The sequence below is a fragment of the Cupriavidus sp. USMAHM13 genome (assembly GCF_001854285.1).
Classification (GTDB): domain Bacteria; phylum Pseudomonadota; class Gammaproteobacteria; order Burkholderiales; family Burkholderiaceae; genus Cupriavidus; species Cupriavidus malaysiensis.
This window is the reverse complement of the sequence record NZ_CP017751.1, coordinates 389,047-411,303: the sequence shown is the minus strand read 5'-3', so window position 1 is coordinate 411,303 and position 22,257 is coordinate 389,047. Positions and strand designations below refer to the sequence as shown.

At 70.6% G+C, this 22,257-nt stretch carries 18 protein-coding genes; 8 read left to right on the top strand and 10 right to left on the bottom strand.

What is annotated here, in order from left to right; translation table 11 throughout:
- Positions 1 to 7 precede the first annotated feature (7 nt).
- The 4 genes from BKK81_RS01875 to BKK81_RS01860 all read left to right on the top strand — a co-directional run bounded on the left by BKK81_RS01875 (position 8) and on the right by BKK81_RS01860 (position 5,220).
- Entirely contained in the window at positions 8 to 778 is a 771-nt protein-coding gene (locus BKK81_RS01875) for an enoyl-CoA hydratase/isomerase family protein (protein ID WP_071010515.1), read from the top strand.
- Between the two features lie 176 nt (positions 779 to 954).
- The gene (locus BKK81_RS01870; RefSeq protein WP_071010514.1) at positions 955 to 3,351 is read left to right on the top strand and encodes an acyl-CoA dehydrogenase family protein; all 2,397 of its coding nucleotides are present in this window, start codon (positions 955 to 957) and stop codon (positions 3,349 to 3,351) included.
- 26 nt (positions 3,352 to 3,377) lie between these two features.
- Entirely contained in the window at positions 3,378 to 4,370 is a 993-nt protein-coding gene (locus BKK81_RS01865) for a tripartite tricarboxylate transporter substrate binding protein (protein ID WP_083383868.1), read from the top strand.
- A gap of 190 nt (positions 4,371 to 4,560) precedes the next feature.
- Entirely contained in the window at positions 4,561 to 5,220 is a 660-nt protein-coding gene (locus tag BKK81_RS01860) for a methyltransferase family protein (protein ID WP_197523958.1), read from the top strand.
- Between the two features lie 43 nt (positions 5,221 to 5,263).
- Here BKK81_RS01860 and BKK81_RS01855 read toward each other — a convergent pair whose 3' ends face one another.
- On the bottom strand, positions 5,264 to 6,283 hold the full coding sequence (locus tag BKK81_RS01855; protein WP_071010512.1) for a LysR substrate-binding domain-containing protein: 1,020 nt from the start codon (positions 6,281 to 6,283) through the stop codon (positions 5,264 to 5,266).
- Positions 6,284 to 6,495: 212 nt separating this feature from the next.
- Here BKK81_RS01855 and BKK81_RS01850 point away from each other — a divergent pair, with 212 nt between their 5' ends.
- The 3 genes from BKK81_RS01850 to BKK81_RS01840 all read left to right on the top strand — a co-directional run bounded on the left by BKK81_RS01850 (position 6,496) and on the right by BKK81_RS01840 (position 10,612).
- Positions 6,496 to 8,817, top strand: coding sequence for an NADP-dependent malic enzyme (locus BKK81_RS01850; RefSeq protein WP_071010511.1), 2,322 nt, complete (start codon positions 6,496 to 6,498; stop codon positions 8,815 to 8,817).
- 493 nt (positions 8,818 to 9,310) lie between these two features.
- Positions 9,311 to 9,880 carry an OB-fold putative lipoprotein gene (locus BKK81_RS01845; protein ID WP_071010510.1) on the top strand — a complete coding sequence of 190 codons (570 nt, stop codon included), beginning with the start codon at positions 9,311 to 9,313 and terminating at the stop codon, positions 9,878 to 9,880.
- Positions 9,881 to 10,087: 207 nt separating this feature from the next.
- Positions 10,088 to 10,612, top strand: a complete 525-nt coding sequence (locus BKK81_RS01840) for an Sbal_3080 family lipoprotein (protein ID WP_071010509.1) — start codon at positions 10,088 to 10,090, stop codon at positions 10,610 to 10,612.
- Positions 10,613 to 10,655: 43 nt separating this feature from the next.
- Here BKK81_RS01840 and BKK81_RS01835 read toward each other — a convergent pair whose 3' ends face one another.
- The 3 genes from BKK81_RS01835 to BKK81_RS01825 form a co-directional block, all read right to left on the bottom strand.
- The gene (locus tag BKK81_RS01835) at positions 10,656 to 11,636 is read right to left on the bottom strand and encodes a M14 family metallopeptidase (protein WP_071010508.1); all 981 of its coding nucleotides are present in this window, start codon (positions 11,634 to 11,636) and stop codon (positions 10,656 to 10,658) included.
- Between the two features lie 490 nt (positions 11,637 to 12,126).
- The gene (locus BKK81_RS01830; RefSeq protein WP_071010507.1) at positions 12,127 to 13,107 is read right to left on the bottom strand and encodes a Bug family tripartite tricarboxylate transporter substrate binding protein; all 981 of its coding nucleotides are present in this window, start codon (positions 13,105 to 13,107) and stop codon (positions 12,127 to 12,129) included.
- A gap of 130 nt (positions 13,108 to 13,237) precedes the next feature.
- Positions 13,238 to 14,167: a LysR family transcriptional regulator gene (locus BKK81_RS01825; RefSeq protein ID WP_071010506.1), complete on the bottom strand. Its 930-nt coding sequence runs from the start codon at positions 14,165 to 14,167 to the stop codon at positions 13,238 to 13,240.
- A 102-nt stretch (positions 14,168 to 14,269) separates the two neighbouring features.
- On the opposite strand from BKK81_RS01825, the gene BKK81_RS01820 reads away from it, so the two are divergent.
- A complete protein-coding gene (locus tag BKK81_RS01820; RefSeq protein ID WP_071010505.1) occupies positions 14,270 to 15,136 on the top strand; it encodes a MerR family transcriptional regulator in 867 nt (288 codons plus the stop codon).
- Positions 15,137 to 16,044: 908 nt separating this feature from the next.
- Here BKK81_RS01820 and BKK81_RS01815 read toward each other — a convergent pair.
- From BKK81_RS01815 to BKK81_RS01790, 6 genes are all read right to left on the bottom strand, one after another.
- Positions 16,045 to 16,209, bottom strand: coding sequence for a rubredoxin (locus tag BKK81_RS01815; protein WP_071010504.1), 165 nt, complete (start codon positions 16,207 to 16,209; stop codon positions 16,045 to 16,047).
- The gene (locus BKK81_RS01810) at positions 16,206 to 17,075 is read right to left on the bottom strand and encodes a metal-dependent hydrolase (protein ID WP_071010503.1); all 870 of its coding nucleotides are present in this window, start codon (positions 17,073 to 17,075) and stop codon (positions 16,206 to 16,208) included. The genes BKK81_RS01815 and BKK81_RS01810 overlap by 4 nt, the downstream gene beginning before the upstream one ends.
- A complete protein-coding gene (locus BKK81_RS01805; protein WP_071010502.1) occupies positions 17,072 to 18,130 on the bottom strand; it encodes an alpha/beta fold hydrolase in 1,059 nt (352 codons plus the stop codon). The genes BKK81_RS01810 and BKK81_RS01805 overlap by 4 nt, the downstream gene beginning before the upstream one ends.
- Positions 18,127 to 19,026, bottom strand: a complete 900-nt coding sequence (locus BKK81_RS01800; RefSeq protein ID WP_071010501.1) for an SDR family NAD(P)-dependent oxidoreductase — start codon at positions 19,024 to 19,026, stop codon at positions 18,127 to 18,129. Before BKK81_RS01800 ends, BKK81_RS01805 begins: the two co-directional genes overlap by 4 nt.
- Positions 19,027 to 19,207: 181 nt before the next feature.
- Positions 19,208 to 20,788, bottom strand: coding sequence for a flavin-containing monooxygenase (locus BKK81_RS01795; RefSeq protein ID WP_071010500.1), 1,581 nt, complete (start codon positions 20,786 to 20,788; stop codon positions 19,208 to 19,210).
- 329 nt (positions 20,789 to 21,117) lie between these two features.
- Positions 21,118 to 22,200 carry an AraC family transcriptional regulator gene (locus BKK81_RS01790; protein ID WP_071015902.1) on the bottom strand — a complete coding sequence of 361 codons (1,083 nt, stop codon included), beginning with the start codon at positions 22,198 to 22,200 and terminating at the stop codon, positions 21,118 to 21,120.
- Positions 22,201 to 22,257 lie beyond the last annotated feature (57 nt).

Genomic DNA, 22,257 nt, shown 5'->3' with positions numbered 1-22,257 from the left:
AGCCTCCATGTCCACCGTCACCTACGAAGTCCGCGACCGGGTCGCCGAGATCCTGCTCGACAGCCCGCCCGTCAACGCACTCAATGAAGGCATGATCGATGCCCTGCTGCAGGCCCTGCGCCGCGCCGCGCAGGACGACGACGTGCGCGCGGTCATCCTCGGCAGCGCGGTGCCGCGCCGCTTCTGCGCCGGGCTGCAGCTCGACGCGCTGCACGGCGCGCCGCCGGCGCGCGCCTATGCGCTGGTCGACAAGCTGTACAACGGGCTGTGCGAGGCGCAGTTCCACCTGGGCAAGCCGTCCATCGCCGCGGTCGGCGGCACCGCGCGCGGCGGCGGCATGACGCTGGCCATCCACTGCGACCTGATCGTTGCCGCCGAGAGCGCCACCTTCGGCTATCCGGAGATCGACGTGGGGCTGACGCCCGCCATCCACTACACGCACCTGCCGCGCATCGTCGGCCGGCACCGTGCCTTCGACCTGCTCTTCACCGGACGCACCTTCGGCGCCACCGAAGCGATGTCGCTCGGCCTGGTCAGCCGGGTGGTGCCCGACGCCGACGTCATGGAGCAGGCGCGCGCGCTGGCGCGCACGCTGTGCGCCAAGTCGCCGGTGGTGATGCGCATGGGACGCATGGCCTTCCACCGGGCCAACGACGCCGACTACCGGCGCGGCGTGGCCGGCGCCGTCGAGAGCTTCGGCAACGTCGCGGCCACCGATGACGCGCGCGAAGGCATCGCTGCTTTCGTCGAGAAGCGCAAGCCTTACTGGCAAGACTGAGGGCAAGACTGAGGGCCGGACTGAGGACAGGACCGAGCCCCGCGCGCAGGGCCGGCCGGAAGACGCCCGCCGCGCGCGGCGCCGCGTCGCAGCCTGCATCACGACACGCCCGCCAACTTGCGCTGAGGGGCCACGATGGCCCCGCCGAAACCAACGCATCGATGAGGAGACAAGTCATGCCGATTGCCGTGGACCATGACGCCGTCGGCTGCGCCGACCACGTGTTCCGCCAGGAAGTCCGTCGTTTTCTGCAGAAGGCGGTGCCGCCCGACATCCGTGCCGCCAAGCGCGCGCATTGCCTGATCACCCGCGAGCAGGCCGCGCGCTGGCACCGCATCCTGCACGCGCGCGGCTGGGCCGCGCCCGGCTGGCCGCGCGAGCATGGCGGCCCGGGCTGGTCGCTGGTGCAGCAGGCCATCTTCCGCGAGGAGCTGGCCGCCAGCGATGCGCCCAACGTCGAGAACCTCGGCATCGACACCATCGGGCCGACGCTGATCCGCCATGGCACGCCGGACCAGTGCCGTCGCTTCCTGCCCGGCATGCTGTCCTTCGACGACTTCTGGGCGCAGGGATACTCCGAGCCGGATGCCGGCTCCGACCTGGCCTCGATGCGCACCACGGCCCGCCGTGACGGCGATGCCTGGATCCTCAACGGCAGCAAGATCTGGCAAAGCCTGGGCCACTGGGCGAACCGGGCCCTGGTGCTGGCCCGCACCGATCCCGGCGCGCGGCGCAAGCAGGACGGCATCTCGGTGCTGCTGGTCGACCTGGGCCTGCCCGGCGTGACGGTACGGCCGATCCGCTACATGAACGGGGCGCACTTTCACGTGCAGATGTTCTTCGACGATGTGCGCGTGCCGGCCGGCGACGTGGTCGGCGAGGTCGACCAGGGCTGGGCCGTCGCCAAGGGCCTGCTGGTGATCGAGCGCCTCTTCGTCGCGCGGGTCGCCGAATGCAAGGCGGAGCTTGCCCACACCGCCGAGCTGGTCCACCTGCGGCGCCGGGAAGCGGAGCCGGACAGCCGCGCCGAGGCCGACGTGCTGGCGCGCCGGCACGGCGAACTGGACATCCGCATGCGCGCGCTCGAAGCCGCCTGGTGGCCGGCCGTGCGGCAGGCCGCCGAGGGCGGCAACCCGGAACTGGAAGCCTCCCTGCTGAAGATCGAGGGCATCCAGCTGTTGCAGGACCTGCACCTGTTCCGCATGGACGCGCACGGGGCCGCCGCCCTGCCCTTCGATGCCGCCGCGGTGGAGGGCCGGCCCGACGGGCCCTCCGGCGCCGACGGCGCGGCCGGCAACCATGCCCTCCATCTGTGGCGCTATCGCGGCAGCTCGCTGGCCGGCGGCTCGACGGAGATCCAGCGCGAGATCATCGCCAAGGCCATCTTCGGCGGCAGGACGGAACTGGAGGTTGCGCGCCACGGCCACCTCGGCGCGCAGCAGGCCATGATGGTCGATGCCATGCGCCGCTGGCTGGACAAGCACTACCGCTTCGAGCGCCGGCAGGAAATCCTCGGCGCGCGCGGCGGCTTCGACCCCTCGGTCTGGGCCGGCTTCGCGGCGCTCGGCCTCACCGGCCTGCTGGTGCCGGAGGCGGCAGGCGGCCTGGGCCACGCGGTGGCAGACCTGCTGCCGCTGCTCGAAACGGCGGGCGAAGCGCTGGTCCTGGAACCCCTGGTCTGGAGCGCGGCGCTGGCGACCCACGCCCTCCTTGCGGTACCGCAGGGAGCCGCGCGCGACGCGCTGCTGGCCGCGCTGGCGAGCGGCGAAGCACGCTGCGCGCTTGCCTGCGACGCCGGCACCGACTTCGCGCGTTCGCCTCGCCCGGCCTACACCGCGCGGCGTGCCGGCGAGGCGTGGCGGCTCGACGGCGCGTGCCCGCTGGTGATGGGCGGCGCCCAGGCCGACCACCTGCTGGTCGCGGCCGGGCTCGAACACGGCGGCCTCGGCCTGTTCGCCGTGCCGGCCGCTTGCGCGGGTGTCGTCACGCGCGCCTATCCGCTCCACGATGGACGCAGCGCCGCCGAGATCCGCCTCGATGACGTCCGCCTGCCCGCCTCCGCCCTGCTGTGCGGCCCGGAATACGCCACCGCCATCCTCGAGGAGGCCCTGGCCATCGCCACCCTGGCCCTGTGCGCGGACAGCATCGGCGCCGCCCGCCGCGCGCTCGGCATCACGGTCGACTACCTGCGCACACGCCGGCAGTTCGATCGCGCCCTGGCCGAGCAGCAGGTCCTGCGGCACCGCGTGGTCGACCACTATCGCGCATGGAACGGCGCGCGCCATCTGCTGGGGCACGTGCTGTCCGGCTGGCACACCGCCTGCGGCGCCGAACGCGCGCGCGGCGTCAGTGCCGCCAAGCATCTGTGCGGCACGGCCGGCCGCGCGATCGCGCTCGATGTCCTGCAATTGCACGGCGCCATCGGGCTGCAGGACGAAACGCCGATCAGCCACTACAGCAAGCGGCTGGTCGGCAACGACCTGCTGCTGGGCAACGCGTCGACCCACCTGGGCCGCTTCGTGGCGGCCACGGACACCGTCCACGGCAAGCCGGACCGAGCCGGCACGCGTTGAACGAGCCCCCTGGAGGAGACAGCAACATGCAGACAGTCCATCGCGCGAAGCGCGCCACCCTGGCGCTGTGGTGCGCCCTCGCCCCGCTGGCCCCGCTGGCCGCCACCGGTGCCGCCGAACCCGCCTGGCCGGCGCGGCCGGTCACCATCATCGTTCCCGGTGCGGCTGGCGGCACCATCGATATCCCCATCCGCATGCTGGCGCAGAAGCTCGGCGCGCGCATCGGCCAACCCGTCGTCATCGACAACCGTCCCGGCAGCGGCGGCATCATCGGCACGCAGGTCTTCCTGCACGCTCCGGCCGACGGCTATACGCTGCTGGCCGGCAATGTCGGTCCGCAGGCCATCAACTACAGCGCCTACCAACGCCTCGCCTACCGTCCGTCCGACCTGCTGCCGATCACCGACGTGATCGCCTTTCCCAATGTGCTGGTGGTCAATGCGCAATCGCCCGTGCGCAGCGTCGCCGAGCTGGTCGCGCAGCTGAAGCAGCAGCCCGGGCGGCTCTCCTTCGGCTCGGCCGGCATCGGCCAGACCAGCCACCTGGCGGGCGAGCTGCTCAAGATGCGCACGGGCACCGATCCCATCCACGTGCCCTACAAGGGTTCGACGCCGGCCACCACGGCCTTGCTGGCAGGAGAGACCACCTTCCAGTTCGACAACCTGACGCAGGCGCTGCCGCATATCCGCGCCGGCAAGCTGCGCGCGCTGGCCGTCACGGCCGCGCAGCGCGTGCCCGCCTTGCCTGAGGTACCCACCATGGCGCAGGCCGGCTTCGACGATTTCCTGTCGACCGCCTGGGTCGGGATCTTCGTCGCCGCCAATACGCCGCCGGCCATCGTCTCGCAATGGAAGACGCTGCTGACCGGGACGATGCAGGATCCCGATCTGCAGGCACAGATCCGCAAGCTGGGGGGACTTCCCGGCGGCCAGTCGCCCGAGAACTTCGCCGCCTTCGTTGCCGCCGAGCGCGAACGCTGGGCCGCGGTCATCCGCAATGCGCACCTGAGCCTGGATTGACGGCGGGAGCGGCGGTCGCGCCCGGCCCTCGCCGCGGGTGGGCGCGCGTACTACGATGAAGGGTGCGGCCGGTGCTTCAGGTGCTTCAGGTGCTTCAGGTGCCTCAGGTGTCTCAGGCCGCTGCGCGCGGCCGGCGGCGCCGCAGCGCCTGGATCCTGCCGGTTTCGCGCTGACGACCATGCATCTCGCCCTGCACACCACCCCCAGGCTCGCCCTGTTCAACGCGGCCGGCACGCTGGCCTATCTCGGCCTGGCCGTGCTGGGCGCCGGCGGACTCGCGGCCTTCCTGTCGCATCCCGCGGTGGTGGGCGCGGCGGCCTTCCTGCTGGCGCTCGCCGTCACCGCGCTGTTCAGCGAGGGCAATGTCAGCGCGGGCGAGCGCGAGGACCGCGCCAACCGCTGGGTGCTGCCGGTGTTCGGCGTGCTCGGCCTGCTGTCCGCCTGGCTGCCTGCCTGGTGCGACCACCACGAGCGCTGGGTCTTCGGCGGCGACGGCGTGCGCTGGCTCGGCCTGGCGCTGTTCGTCGCCGGCGGTGTGCTGCGCTTGTGGCCGGTGTTCGTGCTGGGCCGGCGCTTCAGCGGGCTGGTGGCGATCCAGCCCGGCCACACGCTGGTGACCGAGGGCCTCTACGGCACCATCCGCAATCCCAGCTATCTCGGCCTGCTGGTCAATGCGCTGGGCTGGGCGCTGGTGTTCCGCTCGCTGGCCGGCGTGGCGCTGGCGCTGCTGATGGTGCCGCCGCTGGTGGCGCGCATGCATGCGGAGGAAGCCCTGCTGGGCACGCACTTCGGCGACGAATACGCCGTCTACCGGGCGCGCACCTGGCGCCTGATTCCCTGGGTGTACTGACGGGCGCGGCAGGGCGGCACGGGCGCCCGCGCGCTGGCCGCGCTCATAGCGGGCCGCCCGCCGGCGTCGGCGTCAGTGGCGGCGCCGCCACGCGCAGCGGCCCCTCGCGGCACACCTGCCGCAGCGACTCGGCGAACAGCAGGTCGACCGGGCGCCCGGGCCGGTCGGCGCGCACGAACATGGCCACCGGCGGCAGGGTCCAGCCGAAGGAGTAGGGCACGATGGCGACGCCGGCAATGCGCACCAGTTCCTCGGCGATATCGGCCGGCACGATGGTCACCGCCGTCTCGCTGGCGGCGATCATCTCGGCGATCAGCTTGGACGAGTAGCTCTCGACGATGGGCGTGGGCGGCGCCACGCCGGCGCCGAGGAACAGGTCGGCGACCTGCTCGCGCATGGGGGTATTGGGCGCGCCCAGGATCCAGTCCAGCTCGGCCAGCCTGCCCCAGTCCAGCGCCGTGCGCGCCAGCCGCGCCGCCAGCCGCCGGTTGGCGATCAGGCGCGGCTGCTGGTGGTACAGCACTTCGAAACTGGCCTCGTCGCGCGGCACCGCCGAGGACGCGCGCGCCACCACGATGTCGAGCACGTGGTCGCGCAGCATGGGCAGCAGCTGGTCGCTGGTGCCTTCGTGCAGGGTCACGGTGAGGCGGCGCCCGCCCTCGGGGCGGGTGCGGCGGATGGCGGCCGACAGCATCTGCCCGGAGACGAAGGGAATCACGCCGATGTGCAGGTGGGCGGCATGGCCGGCCACCACCGCCTGCATGTCGCGCACCAGGTGGTCCAGGTCCTGCGTCATGGCGCGGGCCCGGTCCAGCACCACGCGGCCCAGCTCGGTGGGCGACATGCCGCGCGCGCCACGCGCGAACAGCGGCGCGCCGAACATGGACTCCAGCTCGGCCAGGGCATTGGTCACCGCCGGCTGGCTGCTGGCCATGGCCTCGGCCGCGCGCGTCAGCGAGCCGTGCCGCTCGATGGCCAACAGCAGCTTGAGATGGCGCATCTTGAGGCGCCCGCCCAGGCGCCTGCCCACCTCATCCGCATCGAAATGCTCCAAAACTTCCATCGCCCGCCACCCAGCCATCAGGTAAAGATGATGGAAGCATAGCAAATCAAAATGTTGTTCTTATGCCTGCTGCCTAGAATGATGGCAATCCGTGCAGCCGACCCCACGGAAAATCCCAAGAAAAGCCGGCTGCACCACTTTTCCGCCTGCGCCGCGCCGGCGGGACCGACCCGCGCCGCCACCCCGGCGCCCCCCCGACAGGAGACCAGACCATGTCCGATACGGATCGCCAGACCACTTTCCGCCAGGCCGCGCTCGACTATCACCAGTACCCCGTGCCGGGCAAGACCACGGTGGTCGCCAGCAAGCCGCTGGTGACCCAGACCGACCTGGCCCTGGCCTATTCGCCTGGCGTGGCCGCACCCTGCGAGGAAATCGTCGCCGATCCGATGAACGCCTTCCGCTACACCGGGCGCGGCAACCTGGTGGGCGTGATCAGCAACGGCACCGCGGTGCTGGGCCTGGGCAATATCGGCGCGCTGGCCTCCAAGCCGGTGATGGAAGGCAAGGCGGTGCTGTTCAAGAAATTCGCCGGCATCGACGTCTTCGACATCGAGATCAACGAGACCGACCCGGACAAGCTGGTCGACATCATCGCCGGCCTGGAAGCCACCTTCGGCGGCATCAACCTGGAAGACATCAAGGCGCCCGAGTGCTTCTACGTCGAGCAGAAGCTGCGCGAGCGCATGAAGATCCCCGTCTTCCACGATGACCAGCACGGCACCGCCATCACCGTCTCGGCCGCCTTCATCAACGGCCTGAAGGTGGTGGGCAAGGACATCCGCGAGATCAAGGTGGTCACCTCGGGCGCGGGCGCGGCGGCGCTGGCCTGCCTGGACCTGATGGTGGACCTGGGCCTGCCGCGCGAGAACATCTGGGTGACCGACCTGGCCGGCGTGGTCTACGAGGGCCGCACCGAGCTGATGGACCCGCACAAGGCCCGCTACGCGCAGAAGACCGAGGCACGCCGGCTGTCCGAAGTGATCGAAGGCGCCGACGTCTTCCTCGGCCTGTCGGCCGGCGGCGTGCTCAAGCAGGACATGGTGGTGAAGATGGCGGCGCGCCCGCTGATCCTGGCGCTGGCCAACCCGAATCCCGAGATCCTGCCCGCCGAGGTGCACGCGGTGCGCGACGACGCGGTGGTGGCCACGGGGCGTTCGGACTTCCCCAACCAGGTCAACAACGTGCTGTGCTTCCCCTACATCTTCCGCGGCGCGCTCGACGTGGGCGCGACCAGCATCACGCCGGAGATGGAACACGCCGCGGTGTACGCCATCGCCGCGCTGGCCGAGGAAGAGCAGAACGAGGTGGTGGCCGCGGCCTACGGCGGCTACGGCGTGGCCTTCGGCCCCGAGTACCTGATCCCGAAGCCGTTCGATCCGCGCCTGATCGTGCGCATCGCGCCGGCGGTGGCCAAGGCGGCCATGGAGAGCGGCGTGGCCACGCGCCCGATCGCCGACCTGGACGCCTACACCGAGCAGCTGCAGCAGTTCGTCTACCGTTCCGGCGCCTTCATGAAGCCGCTGTTCGCCGCCGCCAAGCAGATCGTGCGCGAGGGCGGCCGCGCCCGCATCGTCTTCACCGAAGGCGAGGACGAGCGCGTGCTGCGCGCGGTGCAGGTGCTGGTGGACGAAAAGCTGGCGCGCCCCATCCTGGTGGGCCGCCCCGAGGTGCTGCTGTCGCGCATCGAGAAGTACGGCCTGCGCCTGCGCCTGGGCCAGGACGTGGAAGTCACCAACCCCGAGTACGACGAGCGCTTCCACCAGTACTGGACCACCTACTGGGAACTGATGTGCCGCAAGGGCGTGACCAAGGAGATGGCGCGCGTGGAAATGCGCCGCCGGCTGACGCTGATCGGCGCGATGATGGTGCACCTGGGCGACGCCGACGGCATGATCTGCGGCACCGTGGGCGCCTACCACGACCACCTGCGCTTCATCGACCAGGTCATCGGCCACCAGCCGGGCGCGCGCACCTACGCGGCGATGAACATCCTGCTGCTGGACGACCGCACGCTGGCGCTGGTCGACACCCACGTCAACGACGACCCGAACGCGGAGCAGATCGCCGAGTTCACGGTCGCCGCCGCGCAGGAGATGGCGCGCATGAACCTGGCGCCCAAGGCGGCGCTGCTGTCGCGCTCCAACTTCGGTTCGGGCAGCTCGGCTTCCGGCTCGAAGATGCAGCAGGCGCTGGAGCTGATCCGGGCGCAGGCGCCGGAGCTGGAAGTGGACGGCGAGATGCACGGCGACTGCGCGCTCGACGAGGCGCTGCGCGCGCGCGTGCTGCCGATGTCCTCGCTCAAGGGCGCGGCCAACCTGCTGGTCTGCCCCAACGTGGACGCCGGCAACATCGCCTACAACCTGCTGAAGACCGCCGCCGGCAACAATGTCGCCGTCGGCCCCTTCCTGCTGGGCGCCAACGCGCCGGTCAACATCCTGACCAACAGCGCCACGGTGCGCCGCATCGTCAATATGGCGGCGCTGACGGTGATCAAGGCCAACCGCGGCGGCGTGCCGGCACAGGCGCGCTGAGACGGGCGGTGCGGCCTCGGCCGCACCCGCCGACGCGTTCCGGGGGCTGCGGCGACGCAGCCTTTTTTCGCTTGTTCCGGCTCTCCGCTTTCCGCCTCTCTTCGCCGTTGCCGGCGCTTCAGACCGCCGGCGGCCACCGGCAACATGCCGGCGCAGGCCATCCGGCCCCTGTCTTATGCCGTTCTGTACACTTGCCATCGTTCCGGCGTCCGCAAGGTGCGTCCCGTGCAGCACTTGCGGCCACGGAACATGCCGGCGGTGGCCAAGCCGGCGCGCATCGAAAGGAATTTGAAGCCAGCGCGCTTTAGTATCGGGGCTGACCCGCCGCGGCACCGGCCGGCGCCATGCCGGCGACCTGCAGGCGGCACCGGGTGGAACAGGGCAGGCGGGAGACCCGGGCAGTGGCACGGCGGCCGGCAGCGGCCGCGTGAAGACAAGGAGAAGGCGCGCCGCATGAAGCACGCCGGGAATCGAGACGAGACAGGAATCGCAGATGTTGAATCGTACGCAGCAGCGCCTCATTCTCGCCGTCGGCGCGGCGGTGCTGGCCATGTTGTGGTTTGCCGGCAACGGCAAGGACCAGGGCACCACCGACCCGCTCAATGACGAAGCGGCGAGCGAGCAGACCCCGGCCAGCCAGCCGCGCGGCGTGCCGCGCAACGGCGTGCTGGATCCGGTCAGCATCGACCCGGCGCGGCCCGCCGACCGCTTGCCGGAGTACCAGGCCGACACCATCCTGAACGACTACCGCGACAATGGCGGCGCGGCCGACGACCGCTACCGCGGCAGCTACTTCATCGTCGAGGGAGTCGCCAGCGGCGTGCGGCGCGACGAGAACGACGCCGTCTACCTGGAGATCCGCAGCAGCGATCCCAACCAGGTGGTGCGCGCGCGCCTGCGCGAGCGGCAGATCTGCGGCCCCGGCACCCGCTCCTGCGTGGTGGAGCAGCGCGCCTCGATGGTGCGGCGCGGACAGAAGGTGGCGGTGGAGTGCAATGGCGCCGGCCTGGTGGACGCGGCGCCGCTGCTGGTCGATTGCCTGGTGCGCGGCGGGGCCAACTGACGGCCGGGCGCGGGCCGGGCGCTGCTTGCAGTGGACATGCCGCGGACATGCCGCGGCCACCCTGGCGATTGCGTCGGCTTTTGCCCTCTGTTCCGCCCATTGGCGCCGCCGGCGCGGACATACAGTGCAGGCTGGAGGCGACCGTGCGGCGTCCCGGCAGGAGGCCGGGCCCGGCTGGACGCCCGCCGACCGACCCCAGGACATCCCATGCAAAAAGCACTGCTTGCCGCCGGCCTCGGCCTGATCTTCGCCGGCTGCTCGACCTACCAGGCCGTCACCCCGGTGGAAGGCCTGGCACGCATCGATCCCATCGCGGCGATGCAGCAGCCGGCCGCCGACAATACCCTGATCTGCGTCATCAGCGGCTCGTCGGCCCGCAATGCCTACCTGCCCGAGTTCCGCGACGCGCTGAAGGCGCGCGGCTTCGACGTGCGCATGCTGTCGCCTGGCGCACCGCTGGAATCCTGCCAGATGACGGCGGTCTACCTGGCCAGCGGCCAGAACTACTGGACCAACTTCCTCGACTCGGCCGACATCACGATCTACCGCGACGGCCTGCGGGCGGGCAAGGCCATCTACAACGCCAACCGCAGCGCGGGCGGCACCAACCTCAGCAACCTGGTGCCGCCGGGGTCCAAGATCGACGACCTGGTCGGCCAGCTGTTTCCCGACTCGCCACGCGTGCAGCAGAACCCGGCCGGCGCCTCGGCCGCGGCCGCGCAGCCGTCCTGATTCCGCGGCGGCCCGATGCCCGGCGGCTGCCGGGCATGGCCGCTCAGGCCTCCAGCCGGCCCAGCCGCACCACGGTCACGCCGGGACGCAGCTGGCGCAGCGAAGGCATCACCAGCACGCAGTTGGGGTAGGGCGTGCGCACCGGTTCGCCGTTGCTCCAGCCGATCACGGTCCCGGCCTCGGCGAAGGTCTCCAGGCCGGTGTAGGGACCGGCGAAACGGAAATCCATGCTGGTGGCGACCACCGGCTCGGTCACGCGCACCACGCGCTGCGCGGCCGGCAGCGGGCGCAGCCAGCCGGCCGGCAGGTCGGCCTCGTCGACCACGCCGGCCAGCAGCAGGAAGCGCGCCGTGCTGTCGCGCGCCACCTCCACCGCCGCCGTTTCCCAGTGCTGGCCGCACTCGATCAGCAGGGCGTTGCGCGCGCTGGCGGCATCGCCGAAATCGGCATAGTCACGCATGCGCCGGCCCTCGGGATGGCCCTCGTCGACGATGACATCGGCCGGCGTGCCCAGCGCGCGCGCCAGCGCCACACCCTTGTCGAGCGGCCCCGAGACGATCAGCGGGCGGCTCTTCTCGTGCATCGAATGCAGGTCCAGCAGCAGGTCGGCCGTGTCGACCACCGGGCGCATGGCGCGCGCGCGGCGCAGCTCGGACGAGTCGCGGCCGGCGTCATCGAGGATGGCCGCGCTCCAGACGCGGTTGAAGTCCTGGTCGACGAAGCGCGAGGCATCCGGCCTGGCCGGATCGAATCGGCCGTAGGCCTCGACGTTGGCGAATGACAGCGTCAGGCGGCCGCGGCGCGGGCGCAGGCCGGCATCGAGCAGGCCCTTGACGGCGATGGCGCCGCACACTTCATTGCCGTGCGTGAGCGCGTTGACCATTACATGCGGGCCGGCCACGCCGCTGTCGAAGGTATAGACGAAAGGGATGCCGGTGTTGCCCGCGGCATAGGGCTGGATATCGGGGAACTCGACCTCGACGGGATAGGCATCGAAGGCGGGACGGACCTGGTCTTGGCTCATGGTAGGAATCGGGTTCGGAAGTGCCGGGAGGGGTTACCGGCCGCTCGCTGGCGGCCTGGATGCGGATTGCTGCGGTGTGTAGAGGGTTATAGCGGGTTATAGCGGGTTATAGCGAGCTATAGCGCGTTCCATCGCGGGCGGGGATCCCATCACGCTGGACGAAGCCGGCGAGATGCACCAACACCGCGCGCCAAGCACAAGGTCTTGGCTCCCTCTCCCCGCATGGGGAGAGGGTGGGGGAGAGGGGTGGTCTAGCAAGGCGCCACGCATGACGAAGCCGCCGGTGTGGTCCAGCACGCGAGCCTCAGGACGAAGCCGACAGCGTTGTCCAGCACGCGAGCACTAGGGCGAAGCCGACAGTGTGATCCAAACCACTGCGGCCGGCCAGCGCCGGCCCTCACCCCCGGCCCCTCTCCCGCAGGCGGGAGAGGGGAGCACACCGGCGCAGTGCGATGCTCATGGCACTGGACGAAGCCACCCGCCACTTACCTTACTCGTGGATCCCCGCTGCCTGCACGATGGTGCGGTAGCGCGCCGTCTCGCTCTTGACGAAGGCGGCGAACTGGGCGGGCGCGCGCGGCGCCACTTCGACGCCGGCTTCGGCCAGCTTCTTCTTCACCTCGGGCAGGGCCAGCACGGCCTGCATCTCGCCGTTGAGCCGGTCGATCACCGGACGCGGCGTGCCGGCCGGCGCCATCAGGCCGAACCAGACGCCCATGTTCACGCCCTTGAGCGCCTGGCTCTCGGCCAGTGCCGGCACGTTGGGCGCGGCCGTCGAGCGCTTGGCCTCGGTCACGCCGTAGGCGTGGACGCGCCCCGCCTGGATATGCGGCAGCGCCGAGGACAGCACCATCACCGCCAGGTCGATCTGGCCGCCGAGCAGGTCGGTCGCCATGGCCGAGGCGCCCTTGTACGGCACGTGCGTGATGTTGACCTTGCCCTGCTGCTTGATCAGTTCGCCGGCCAGGTTCAGCGGCGTGCCCACGCCGGAGGAGGCATAGGACAGCTTGCCGGGCTGGGACCTGGCCAGCGCGATCAGCTCGTCGGCATTCCTGGCCGGCAGCCCGTTCTTGCCCACCAGCACCATCGGCTGCGTGCCGACGAAGGTGATCGGCGCGAGGTCCTTCTCGCCGTCGTAGCGCACCGCGGGATTGGTCAGGCGGGCGATCGACACCTCGCTGCCCGAGCCCATCAGCAGGGTATAGCCGTCGGGCTCGGCCTTGATCACGCGGGCCGCGCCGATGGTGCCGCCGGCGCCGCCCAGGTTCTCGATCACCACGCTCTGGCCGAGGCGCTTGCCCAGCTCTGGCGCGATGGTGCGCGCGACCAGGTCGACGCTGCCGCCGGCGGTGTAGCCCACCACCAGGTTGATCGGCTTGGACGGCCAGGTGCCGGCCTGGGCGCTGGCGCTGGCGGCAATGGCAAGGACGGTCAGGGTGGCGGCGCCGGTGGCGCGCAGCAGTCGGCTCATGTGGGATGCTCCTCGGCTCTTGGAATTGGCTCAGCGCCGATCTTAGTGAGCACGGGGCAGCCGGCCATGCCGCTTTGGCAAGCCGCCTTGCCGATCCGGCAATGGCCCGCGCAAAGGTGTGATGCGCGGCTCAGCCGGCCGAGGCGGCGCGCCAGAAGGCCTCGGCAAGCGGGCGCATCGGCGCGCGCGGACGGTAGAGGCGGATGTCGAGCGCCAGGTCGGCCTCGCCGCCGGCCTCGGCACCCGCGCGCACCAGCCGGCCCGCGTGCAGGTCGTCGGCGATCAGGCGGGCGGGCAGCCAGGCCAGGCCCATGCGCTGGCGCACCATCTCGTGCACCGATTCGGCGAAATCGCTGACGGCGATCACCTCCAGGCGCGGCGCCAGCTTGCGCCGCGCGATCTCCTGGTTGACGATGCGGCCCAGCGTCAAGGTCTCGGCATAGGCGATCATCGGCACCGCCGCGCCCTTGCCGCGCGCCTGCAGCCGGAACAAGGGCCCGCCGCCGGCATCCGCCGCGCTCACGCACACCAGCCGCTCGACGCCGACCGCGTGGAAGCGGTAGCGCGCATCGTCCAGCGTCACGGGCAGGTCGGGCGGGCTGTAGCACAGCAGGAAGTCGGCATCGCCCTCGACGAACATGGCCAGCGCGTCATGCATCGGGAACGTCGACAGCCGCGTGCGGAACCCGGCCGCCTCCGGGTCCTGCCGCAGGACCTGGCGCAAGCCCGCCAGCCAGCCCGGCACCAGCGAACGCGCCAGCGTCTTGCCGGTGGCGATGGTCAGCGTGGCGGCATCGGCATGGTGGCTGGCGCGCAGCGCCACGCGCGCCTGCTCCAGCGTGGCCAGGGCCTCCTGCGCCGCTTCGAGGAACTGCCGCCCCTCGGCGGTGAGCCGCACCGGGAAGGCGCCGCGGTCGATCAACGGCGCGCCCGCCCACACCTCCAGCGCCTGGATGCGGCGGCCGAAGGCCGGCGGCGTGACGTTGCGCAGCTCGGCGGCGCGCGCGAGGCTGCCGGCCTGGGCGAGGCAGACGAAGTCTTCGAGCCAATGGATGTGCATGAGACGCGCCCCGCGCCGCGGCGCGGGTTGTGGGCTGGCATGGGAGAACGGGCCGGTCCATTGTAGCGGCGCCGCCACGGCGCTCGCGGTAGAATTTTCCACATGGCCCTCTTCAAGCGCAGCTCCCCGCAACCGCCCGCCAGCCCGGCCGCCGCGCAAGACGGCAAGGCCGGCGGCCCGCCGGCAGCCGAGTACACCATCGACGAACTGGCGCGCGCCGCCGGCACCACCGTGCGCAATGTGCGCTCCTACCAGGACCGCGGCCTGATCGACCCGCCCGAACGGCGCGGCCGCGTCGGCATCTACACCCAGGCCCACCTGGGCCGGCTCAAGCTGATCAACCATCTGCTGGCACGCGGCTACACGCTGGCCAACATCATGGAGCTGCTCAAGGCCATCGTCGAAGGCCACGACCTGCGCTCCATCCTCGGCCTCGAATCGGCCATCGCCAGTCCCTGGTCCAACGAAACGCCACGGCACTACTCGCCCCTGGCGCTGGCGCGGCTGTTCGGCCGCTCGGTCTCGCGCCCGGCGCTGGCCAAGGCCATCGCCCTCGGCCTGCTCGAACCCGACGGCCTCGGCTACCTCGCGCGCAGCCCGCGCGTGCTGCAGGCCGGCGCCGAGATCGCGCGCGCGGGCTTCCCGCTGGAAGAAGTGCTGGGCATCATCGAACACGCACGCAGCCACTTCGAAGCGGTATCGGACCGCCTCGTCGCCATGGTGGTAGGCGAACTCGACCGCTTCGGCGAAGGCAAGCTGCCGCCGCCGCAGGATGTGCCGCGGCTGGTCGACATCCTATGGCGCATCCGGCCGCTGGCGATGGCAGCGGTGGAGGCGGAGATGATGCGGGCGCTGGAGCAGTCGGCCAATAAGTACCTGGGGGATCGGGTGGCGGCGATTATTGAGCATTTGCATGATGGGGAGGGGGGTGGCGGCGGTTCAGGCGGTGGCGGTACGCCTGCGGCGTAGGCGGGGGTCTGCGCGTTTCGATGCATTGAAACTTCTCGCCTTGGTGTTGGCGATCGTGGTCTGCTTCTTCGCCAGTGAATTGATGCCTTGGCGCTTTGACTTGGGCGATGTCGGTGTGCGAGGCAAAGGCCTGTTGCGATTCCAGTGACTTGAGGCTTTGGCGCTTTGACTTGGGCGATGTCGGTGTGCGAGGCAAAAGCCTGTTTCGACTCCCCTGCGGGGAGCCGACTCACTTTCTTTGTCTCGCCAAAGAAAGTAAGCAAAGAAAGGCGACCCGGGTGCGGCGAAACCCCCTCGCGAATTGGCCCCGGCCGCCGCGCCCGTCCGAACTCGCGGCCTGCGGCCGCTCAGACAGCGGACGGGCTTCATCGGCGGCCGGGGCCAATTCGCGAGGCGCCGCACACGGGAGGGAAAGGCCAACCGTTGGTCTGCGAGCGGGCTCACTTTTGCATAACAGCCAGGTTTGCTAAGCCTTTGTGTTCGGCCAGCAGTTGGCCGAACACAGCCCACCCGAAGCGAAGCGAGGCGTGGCGTCTGTTCCCTGCCGTGTGCGGCGCCTCGCGTGCTGGGGCAAAGAGCGGATTAGAGGGCCCCCTGTCTGAGGATCGCCTTAAGGCGATCCGAGTTGGGGCCCGGCCGCTCTTTGCCCCAGCACGCGAGGGGGGGTTGAGCCGCACCCGGCGCGCCTTCTTTGCCTACTTTCTTGGGCAAGACCAAGAAAGTAGGTCGGCTCCCCCGCAGGGGGAGTCGAAACAGGCCGTTGTCACACTGACCGATACCACTCGAATCCACGCGCAAAAGCCTTGCGTCACGAAAGCCAGTCGGCTCCCCGCAGGGGAGTCGAAACAGGCCGTTGCCTCGCAGACCGACATCGCCAAAGCCAAGGCGACACCGCAACAACGGCAACCCTACACCTCCACCATCTCAAAATCCCCCTTCCTGACCCCACACTCAGGACAACTCCAGGATTCCGGCACCGCCTGCCAAGGCGTCCCAGCCACGATGCCGTGCTCAGGCATCCCCGCGGCTTCGTCGTAGACGAAGCCGCAGATCCTGCATTGCCACACCGTCATGCCGCCCTCACCGAAGGCGCCCTGGTGGAAGCCCCATGGCGGATCGCATTGGCCTCGATCTCGGCGATCAGCGGGTCGATGCGCGCCAGCTGGGCACGGTTGTCGTCGTCCCACGGATGGAAGCCCGGCCGGAAGTAATCGAACCATTCGGGAATCATCTTGCGCAGCACGCCGGGCGAGCCCCACAGGAAGTGCATCACGCGGCCGAAGCCGAGCAGCTTGTGCTTGCACTGCTTGTCCGCCATCACCAGCCGCACGTGGAAGACGAACACCATGGCCCAGAAGGTGACGGTGGTGGTCAGCATGGTGAAGGTGCGCAGGAAATAGCGGTAGGGACCGGGCTTGATCACCGCGTTCCAGACGTCGTAGGCCACCGCCTTGTGCTCGGTCTCTTCGAGTGCGTGCCAGGTCCACACCTGCCGGTAGCCGGGCTCGGAGCCGCCCAGGTGCCGTTCGTCGGCGAGCAGGCCGCCGGCCAGCATGGCGGTGTAGTGTTCGAGCGCGATGGTATGCGCGAGCTGCCAGGACTTCGGCAGGATCTTGCGCAGCAGGTCGAGCAGCTTCCACACGATGCCGTCCAGGCGCGAGGCGGGCAGGCCGGCGTCGTCCATCAGCTTGTTGTAGAGCATGTGCTCGCGCGTGTGCATCGCTTCCTGGCCGATGAATCCGGCGATGGCGCGCTTGAGCTCGGGGTCGTCGACCTGGTCGCGGTAGTTGCGCACGCTGTCCATGAAGAAGCGCTCGCCTGCCGGGAAGAAGATCGACAGCGCGTTGACGAAGTGGGTCACGTGCGGGCCCAGCCGGTGCCAGTCGCCGATGCGCTCGGGCGGCAGGTGGGGATGCACGTCGCGGCGGATTGGCATCATGAGGGTTCTCCTGTCGTTTCGGTTGCGCCCGCCGTGGCCGGCGTGGCGTCTGCCGCGGGGGCCGCCCGGCGGGCGGCCGCGGTCTTGCCCGCGAGGAAGGCCAGCAGGTCGGCGCCGACGCGCCGCGGGTCCTCCTCCATCGGGATGTGCCCGAGCCCGGCATAGCGCACCAGGGTGGCATCGGGTATCTGCGCGGCGAAGGCTTGCGCGTGCGCGGGCGGTATCCAGCGGTCGCGCTCGCCCCACAGCACCAGGGTGGGTGAGCCGATGCGCGCCAACCGCGCGGTGTCGAGGGCGTCGAAGTCGAGCCGGGGCACCATGCGGCCGATCGCTTCGCGCGCGCCTTCGGCGTAGAAGAAATCGACGTAGCGCCGGAAGGTGGCCTCCGGCACGCGCCGCGCGTTGCCGTACACGTCGCGCGTGGCGGCGCGGATGATGCACTCGGGCAGCACCCACGGCGCCGACCAGCGCACCGGCGCGTGGTTGAACAGGCCGATGTAGATCGGCAGCTTCATCGGGAAGCCGGCGGCGTCGATCAGCACCAGCTTGTCGACCCGGTGCGGATGGCGCGCGGCAAGGTCCCAGGCGATCAGGCCGCCCAGCGAGTTGCCGATCACGCTGGCGCGCGGCAGCTTGAGCGCGGCGAAGAAGGCGTCGATGAAGGCGCGGTAGCGATCGACGTCCATGGTCACGATGCGCCCGCGCGTGTCGCGCAGCGGGCCGGTCAGGCCGAAGGGCGGCAGGTCGAGGCGCAGCACGCGGTAGCGTGCGGTGAGCGCCGGCATCACCCCTTCCCAGGTGTGCAGCGAGGCGCCGAAGCCGTGGATCAGCACCAGCGGCTCGCCGTCGGCCGGACCTTCTTCGGTGTAGTGCACCAGCGTGTCCATGGCCGGCAGCCAGCGCGAGGCGGGCAGGGCGTAGCGGCGGGCCAGCGTCTCGCGCGCGAGGCTGAACAGGCCGACACGGCCCTGGCCGAACCAGCGCGCCAGCACTCCGGGCGGCGCCGCCAGCGCGTCGGACGGCGCGGCCGGGCGGGCGAGGGCAGCGCGGCTCATGCGCGCTCTCCGCGCTGCGCCGCCGCGGCCGTGCCCGGCGCCGATGCGTCGCCGACCTGGCGCGTGCGGCGCGTCTCGCGCACCACCAGTGCCTGGTAGGCGGCCGGCAGCAGGCGGGCCATCGCGTCGGCGGCATAGGCATCGGGCCCGATCAGCACGCGCCGGCGGTTATGCCGCACGCCTTGCAGGATCACGCGCGCGGCCGTGTCGGGCGAGGTGATGAAGAACTTCTCGAACTGCTCGCGTCCCTGCTGCGCGTCGCGCACCAGGAAGCCGTTCAGGTTGGACGAGACCCGGCTGGCCTGTGCGATATTGGTCTTGATGCCGCCGGGGTGCACGGTGGTGGCCGACACGCCGCAGTCCATCAGGTCCAGCTCCTGGCGCAGCGCTTCGGTAAAGCCGCGCACCGCGTACTTGCTGGCGTTGTAGGCCCCCATGCCGGGCTGGGCGAAGATGCCGAAGATGCTGGAGGTGTTGACCACGTGCCCTTCGCCGCTGGCCTTCAGGTAGGGCAGGAAGGCCTTGGTGCCGTGGACCACGCCCCAGAAGTTGATGCCCATGATCCATTCCAGGTCGTCGTAGTCCATGCCCTCGATGGTGCTCGACAGCGCCACGCCGGCGTTGTTGAAGATCAGGTTGGCGCGGCTGTGCACACGCACCGTCTCTTCGGCCCAGGCATAGACGGCGGCGCGGTCGGCCACGTCGACGCAGTGCTGGCTGACCGGCAGCCCCGGCGCCGCGCGCGCCACCTCGCCGACGGTCTGGGCCAGCCCGCTCTCGTTGCGGTCCGACAGGGCCAGGTGGCAGCCCTCGCGCGCCAGCGCCAGCGCCAGCGCGCGGCCGATGCCCGAGCCGGCGCCGGTGATGGCGGCGACCTTGTTGCGGAAGTCCTTCATGACGGGTCTCCTGGTTCTTGTCAGTGTTGGGTCTGGATCGGGTCCGGATCGGGTTCGTGCCCCCGGCACGGCTGCGCATGGCGCGGCCGCGGAGTGCGATGGGTGGCAATGTGTGGCGATGGGTGGCGATGTGGTGACGCGTGGCGGGCTGCGAAAGCGGCGCTCCTCCCCCCGGGCTGCCTCAGGCGCCCTGCACCTGCGCCGCGCCCGCATGCCGCTCCTCGCCCGGGCGCACGGCGCTGCGCCGCTGCGGCAGGGTGTGGTAGTCGGCCAGGCGGAAGGTGGCGGTGGCGCGGCGGAACTGCCAGGTGAAGCCTGGCCACAGCGTGGTGTTGCGCCCGGTCCTGGGATCGAGGTACCAGCTGGCGCAGCCGCCGGCCGACCACACCGCGTGGCCGAGCCGCGCCTGCAGGCCGTCGTTGAAGTCGCGCTGTACCTCGGCACGCACGTCGACAGCGTGCACGTGGCCCGCCCGCATGCGCTGCAGGGCATCGAGGATGTAGGCGACCTGCGACTCGATCATGAACACCATCGAGCTGTGCCCCAGTCCGGTATTGGGGCCCACCACCATGAAGAAATTGGGGAAGCCCGCCACCGTGGTACCGAGATAGGCCTGCGCGCCGTCGCGCCAGGCATCGAGGATGTCGACGCCGTCGCGGCCGAGGATGACGCCGCGCGGGATCGGGTCGGTGGCGTGGAAGCCCGTGCCGAAGATGATGCAGTCGGTCTCGCGGCGCGTGCCGTCGGCCAGCACGATGGCGTCGGGCTCGACGCGTGCGATGCCGGTGCTCACCACGTCGACGTTGGCGCGCGTCAGCGCCGGGTAGTAGTCGTTGGAGATCAGCACGCGCTTGCAGCCGATGGTGTAGTCGGGCGTGAGCCTGGCGCGCAGCGCGGCATCGGGCACCTGGCGCTGGATATGGCGCCGGGCCACGCGCTCGACCAGCTTCATCAGCCCGGGATGCACCACGAAGCCGAGCACGCGAGATTCCAGCGCCCAGTAGATGCCGGTGCGCACGAGCTTCTGCGTGAACGGCAGGTGGCGGAACAGCCAGCGCTCGGCCGCCGTCACGCGGCGGTCCGGCTTGGGCATGATCCACGGCGGCGTGCGCTGGTAGAGATCGAGGTGGCCCGCGCGCGGTGCCACCTGCGGCACGAACTGGATGGCGCTGGCGCCAGTGCCGATCACGGCCACGCGCTTGCCGCGGAAGTCGTAGCCGTGGTTCCAGTGCTGCGAGTGGAAGGCCTCGCCTGCGAAGCTGTCCAGGCCCGGAATGCGCGGGTAGGCCGGGCGGCTCAGCCCGCCCATGCCCGATACCAGCACGCGCGCGCTGAGGCGGCGCCCATCGGCCATCTCCAGGCGCCAGCAGGCGCCGGCCTCGTCCCAGGCGGCACGGCGCAGCTCATGCGACAGGCGCAGGTGCGGGCGCAGGCCGAAGCGGTCGGCGCAGTGCTCCAGGTAGGCGCGGATCTCCGGCTGCGTGGAGAACATGCGCGACCAGCCCGGGTTGGGCGCGAAGGAGAAGGAGTAGAGGTGGGACTGCACATCGCAGGCGCAGCCGGGATAGTGGTTGTCACGCCAGGTGCCGCCGACCGCGTCGGCCTTCTCGAGGATGGCGAAATCGTGCTGGCCGCTCTGCTTGAGGCGGATCGCCATGGCCAGGCCGGCGAAACCACTGCCGACGATGGCGATGTCGATGTGCTCGCCGCCGGCGGCCGCCGGCACGCTGTCGATCGGGAAGTCCACGCGGGGGGCATTCATGGGCGCTCCTCGTGCCGCGCCGCCGCCCCGGTCGCCTGGCCGCCGCTAGGGCGGATGAGACGGGAACGGCTTTGCAACACTGTTTATTGTGACATTGACGAATGTCATCGTAGGTAGCCGCCCAGGTCGGGTCAATGCCGTGATTTGAAGGATTACTCTATTTTTCGGTCTTTTCCAGCGTCGTTTGCATCACATTAAACGCCGTTCGTGCGTGATGAGGCGCCTCTGGCGGGGCATGGCCCCGTGCGTTTGAAACCGGAACGCTGGCTTGGAATTTTTCTTGCGGCGATGCAGCAATGTCGCATTGCCGTGTCAGTGCCGGCCCGCTTTCAGTCGCGCGCGCCGAGAACGTGATGCTGGCGCCATGCCGTCGGCGTCTGCTGCGTCCAGCGTTTGAATGCGTGGGTGAACGCGCTCTGTTCGGAGAAGCCGAGCTGCATCGCGAGCTGCGCCAGCGGCATGGCGGGATCGGCCAGGTACTGCACGGCCAGGGCATGGCGCTCGCCGTCCACCAGGATGCTGTAGCTGAGGCCGCGCGCCTGCAGCCGACGCTGCAACGTGCGCACCGGCAGCCGCAGGCAGGCCGCGGCGGCCGCCAGGGTGGGCTCGCCCTGGGCCAGCGCGCCGCGCACGAAAGCGCGCATGCGCGCGATCTCGTCGCTGCCGGCATCGGCGGCGGCGTGCTGGCGCAGCTGGGCGTCGGCGATGCGCGTCATCTGCGCCTGCATCTCGGCGTCGGCCTGCAGCGAGGGCCGCGCCAGCAGCGCGGCATCGAGCTGCATGGCGTGCCGGTCGGCGCCGAACACCACCGGGCAGCCGAACACGCGTTCATGCTCGCGCACATCGGGCGGGGCGGCGTGCGGGAACAACACCAGGCGTGCATGCACGCTATCGCCCAGCAGCCATTGTGCGAAAACGCTCCAGGTGGCCATGTGCAGTTCGTGCGCGTGGCGCGACAGCGGGCCGTGCAGCGGCGCCCAGCGCATTTCCCCGCCCTCGGCGCTCTCCACCAGCCGCGTGCGGCCGATGTCGTTGGCGAGCGCCTCATAGCGGATGCCTTGCAGGACGGCCTCGCGCACGGTCGGCGTGGTCAGCACCACGTAGCCCATCTCGGCGTAGTGGCGCGGGCGGAACTGCGCGCCCGCATGCAGGCCGACATGGGGATCGCCGGTGCGGGCCTCGAGCCAGTCGAGCAGGGCCAGGTAGCGTGCGCAGGGCACGCGCGCAGCGGGCAGCGCCAGCGCCTGCCCGTCGATGCCCGCCGCGGCGAGCTGCTCGGCGGTGGAAACGCCCGCGGCCTCGCCATAGTCGAGCACGGTGCGCAGATAGGCGGCCGACACCGTGCCGCCGCTCGCGGCAGCGCCGCTGTCGGGGAAGGCCGCCCCGCCTGGCCTTGCGTTGGCGCGTGGCATCAAATCACCTGTCATCGGGAATCAAGACCGGGAGCCGATCTTTATCCAAACTCCGGC

Bases quoted from the DNA above. Each gene is read 5' to 3' on its own strand.
- BKK81_RS01870 (WP_071010514.1), top strand. From the start codon at position 955: ATGCCGATTGCCGTGGACCATGACGCCGTCGGCTGCGCCGACCACGTG.
- BKK81_RS01830 (WP_071010507.1), bottom strand. From the start codon at position 13,107: ATGAGCCGACTGCTGCGCGCCACCGGCGCCGCCACCCTGACCGTCCTT.
- BKK81_RS01805 (WP_071010502.1), bottom strand. From the start codon at position 18,130: ATGAGCCGCGCTGCCCTCGCCCGCCCGGCCGCGCCGTCCGACGCGCTG.
- BKK81_RS01855 (WP_071010512.1), bottom strand. From the start codon at position 6,283: ATGGAAGTTTTGGAGCATTTCGATGCGGATGAGGTGGGCAGGCGCCTG.
- BKK81_RS01815 (WP_071010504.1), bottom strand. From the start codon at position 16,209: ATGACGGTGTGGCAATGCAGGATCTGCGGCTTCGTCTACGACGAAGCC.
- BKK81_RS01800 (WP_071010501.1), bottom strand. From the start codon at position 19,026: ATGAAGGACTTCCGCAACAAGGTCGCCGCCATCACCGGCGCCGGCTCG.
- BKK81_RS01835 (WP_071010508.1), bottom strand. From the start codon at position 11,636: ATGAGCCAAGACCAGGTCCGTCCCGCCTTCGATGCCTATCCCGTCGAG.
- BKK81_RS01795 (WP_071010500.1), bottom strand. From the start codon at position 20,788: ATGAATGCCCCCCGCGTGGACTTCCCGATCGACAGCGTGCCGGCGGCC.
- BKK81_RS01820 (WP_071010505.1), top strand. From the start codon at position 14,270: ATGGCCCTCTTCAAGCGCAGCTCCCCGCAACCGCCCGCCAGCCCGGCC.
- BKK81_RS01850 (WP_071010511.1), top strand. From the start codon at position 6,496: ATGTCCGATACGGATCGCCAGACCACTTTCCGCCAGGCCGCGCTCGAC.
- BKK81_RS01865 (WP_083383868.1), top strand. From the start codon at position 3,378: ATGCAGACAGTCCATCGCGCGAAGCGCGCCACCCTGGCGCTGTGGTGC.
- BKK81_RS01790 (WP_071015902.1), bottom strand. From the start codon at position 22,200: ATGCCACGCGCCAACGCAAGGCCAGGCGGGGCGGCCTTCCCCGACAGC.
- BKK81_RS01810 (WP_071010503.1), bottom strand. From the start codon at position 17,075: ATGATGCCAATCCGCCGCGACGTGCATCCCCACCTGCCGCCCGAGCGC.
- BKK81_RS01875 (WP_071010515.1), top strand. From the start codon at position 8: ATGTCCACCGTCACCTACGAAGTCCGCGACCGGGTCGCCGAGATCCTG.
- BKK81_RS01845 (WP_071010510.1), top strand. From the start codon at position 9,311: ATGTTGAATCGTACGCAGCAGCGCCTCATTCTCGCCGTCGGCGCGGCG.
- BKK81_RS01840 (WP_071010509.1), top strand. From the start codon at position 10,088: ATGCAAAAAGCACTGCTTGCCGCCGGCCTCGGCCTGATCTTCGCCGGC.
- BKK81_RS01825 (WP_071010506.1), bottom strand. From the start codon at position 14,167: ATGCACATCCATTGGCTCGAAGACTTCGTCTGCCTCGCCCAGGCCGGC.